A 2863-nucleotide genomic window follows, 5' to 3' on the forward strand; every position below is an offset into this window, starting at 1 on the left:
ACGCCGCCAGCGTTCGTTCTGAGCCAGGATCAAACTCTCAATAGTTTTTCTGAAAACTCAAATTCATTGACAGAATCTACCAGTAGTTTTCAAAGAACAAAAATCCCCGCAGCACCTTTGGTCTGAGCTCACAGAGGCTCTTTTCTAAGTGGGTACCTTGGTAAGCGTTTAGGCTTCCCCGCACTTCCAAATCTTTGGCGTTTTGGGGCGTGCATCACTACACTTACTCACTGGCTCCCATACTCTTATTGTTCCCTCAGCTCACCTAAGCCTTAAGGTACTGCAGAGAAAGGCATGATCAAAGAACATCTTCTAATAATAGAATAACAGCTTCTGCTATTAATGTCAAGGGGATTAATCTATATGGACAATAAGCTTTGCTTTTCAAAAAGTTAGCAGAACTGGCTATGCCTCTAATTCCTTTACTAAAGTATTTTAACCTTTATTAGATTCCTTTGTAAAGGGGTGCATGGCAAAGTGACTGAAATAACTTCGAATTTAACATCGCCAGGAAGGTGGCTGATTTCATCTTCAAACTTTGGCCCTTTGTTCAGCACAAAAAATCCGTTTTTCCTCAAAATATGTCCTGCCTTTTTTATCAAATCCATGACACTGAAAAGTGCCCTTGTTACAGCAACGTCAAAGAGCCTTCCTTTGACATCCTCTATTCTTGATTCCATTACCTCAGCATTAAGAAGCGGAAGGGTTCTCTTAATGTGCCTTAAAAATGCCGATTTTTTCCTTGATGGCTCGATGAGGACGATATTAAACTCAGGCCTCACAATGGCCATTGGTATTCCTGGAAAGCCAGCACCGCTGCCTATGTCGCAAATACTCCATTGCCCTTCAGGTATGACCTTGAGGTACAAGAGGGAGTCAAGGAAATGCTTTATGATTATATCTTCGTCGCTCTTTAATGCAGTAAGGTTGTAAGCACGATTCCATTTTTTAAGCTCGTAGAGATACTTATCAAACTGGCTAAGAATTGATGCCGAGGGTGTAAATCCTAACTCTTTCAGACCTTTTCTCAGAAGTTCTTCTCTTTCCAATGCCTCTCCACCGCAACCAATATTATGGATATTGCAGCAGGCGTGATTCCCGGCATCCTGCTTGCCTGACCAATTGTTTCAGGCTGGATTTCGGAAAGCTTCTCTACAATTTCCTTCGATAATCCCGGAATAGATTTATAATCAAGTCCTGCCGGTATTTTTTTTGATTCAAGCCTTTTCAACCTTTCCGCCATCTCCATCTGTTTCTGAATATAGCCATCGTACTTGACACTAATTTCCACAAGGCCTTCAATTTCTGACGTTAAAGCCTCAGGAGCAGGAGCGAATTTTTTTATGAAATCATATTTTATCTCAGGCCGTTTAAGTATCTTATCCAGAGCAGTATCTTCACTTATTGCAGATGTGCCGATGGATGAAAGGACATCGTTAATTTCTTCCGAAGGCTTAAGACGCACTCTTTTAAGCCTTTCAACCTCGTTAAACATTAACCTCTTTTTTTCTCTGAATCTTTCATAAACGTCTTCTTTCACAAGGCCAATGCCGTATCCCCTGTCCATCAATCTGAAATCTGCATTGTCATGTCGCAATAAAAGCCTGTACTCTGCCCTCGAAGTGAACATCCTGTAAGGCTCGCAGGTGCCTTTTGTTACGAGGTCGTCTATCAGCACGCCGATGTATGCCTCATCCCTTCCAAGAATAAGCGGCTCTTTACCTTTTAATTTCAGTGCGGCATTGATACCGGCAATTAATCCCTGTGCTGCTGCCTCTTCATAGCCCGATGTCCCGTTTATCTGTCCTGCCAGGAATAGGCCGTCTATGCCTTTAGTTTCAAGGCTATGTCTTAATTGTGTGGGATACACAAAGTCGTACTCAATGGCATATGCCGGCCTCATGATTTCTGCATTCTCCAAGCCCTCTATGCTCCTCACGAGTTTTACCTGAACATCGTAGGGAAGGCTTGTGGATATCCCGTTTGCATAATATTCCGTTGTTTCAAGACCTTCTGGCTCCAGGAATACCTGATGCCTTTCCTTCTCAGAAAATCTCACAACCTTGTCCTCTATTGAGGGACAATACCTCGGTCCGATACCCTTTATCCTTCCGCTGTAAAGGGGTGACCTGTCAAGGCTTCCGAGGATTATCTCGTGGGTCTTTTTATTTGTGTATGTTATATAGCATGGCAGTTGAGGGTTTGTTATTTTTTCTGTGGAATAAGAAAAGGGTGAAGGTGGATCGTCACCATGTTGCGGTGTGGTCTTTGAAAAATCAATGCTCCTTGCATCAAGCCTCGGTGGAGTGCCTGTTTTCAGCCTTCCCATTTTAAGACCTAAGTTCCTTAAAGAATCCGACAGCCCTATGGATGGGAATTCTCCTGCCCTTCCAGCCTGAAAGCTCTCAAGACCTATATGCATAAGCCCCTTTAAAAATGTACCTGTTGTGACAATCACAGCCCGTGCTCCATAATAAATGCCAAGGGATGTAATAATCCCCTTAACCATATTGTCTTCAACCACTATCTTTTCAACCATGCCCTGTTTTATTGCAAGGGTTTCCTGTCTTTCGAGGGAGTGTCTCATGTTGTTTCTGTATAGAACCCTGTCTGCCTGTGCCCTTAAAGACCAGACAGCAGGCCCCTTTGAAAGGTTCAGCATCCTGAACTGGATTCCTGATATGTCCGTAACCCTTGCCATCTCCCCGCCGAGGGCATCGATCTCGCGCACAATATGGCCCTTTGCGAGCCCTCCTATGGCGGGATTGCACGAAAGCTGTGCAATGGTGTCGATATTGATGGTGAAAATACAGGTCTCCAGACCGAGACGGGCAGATGCAAGGGCTGCCTCGCATCCTGCATG

At 44.1% G+C, this 2863-nt stretch carries 2 protein-coding genes; both read right to left on the reverse strand.

Features of this window, described 5'->3' with window-relative positions:
* Window positions 1-425: 425 nt before the first annotated feature.
* Entirely contained in the window at window positions 426-1049 is a 624-nt protein-coding gene (gene rsmG, locus V7L97_RS09585) for a 16S rRNA (guanine(527)-N(7))-methyltransferase RsmG (RefSeq protein WP_333655425.1), read from the reverse strand.
* Window positions 1028-2863: tRNA uridine-5-carboxymethylaminomethyl(34) synthesis enzyme MnmG (gene mnmG / locus V7L97_RS09590; protein ID WP_333655427.1), on the reverse strand; the 1836-nt coding region annotated here is incomplete at its 5' end. The genes mnmG and rsmG, both read right to left, overlap by 22 nt.

Source organism: Dissulfurispira sp. (assembly GCF_036745535.1).
In the GTDB taxonomy this organism is placed as follows: domain Bacteria; phylum Nitrospirota; class Thermodesulfovibrionia; order Thermodesulfovibrionales; family Dissulfurispiraceae; genus Dissulfurispira.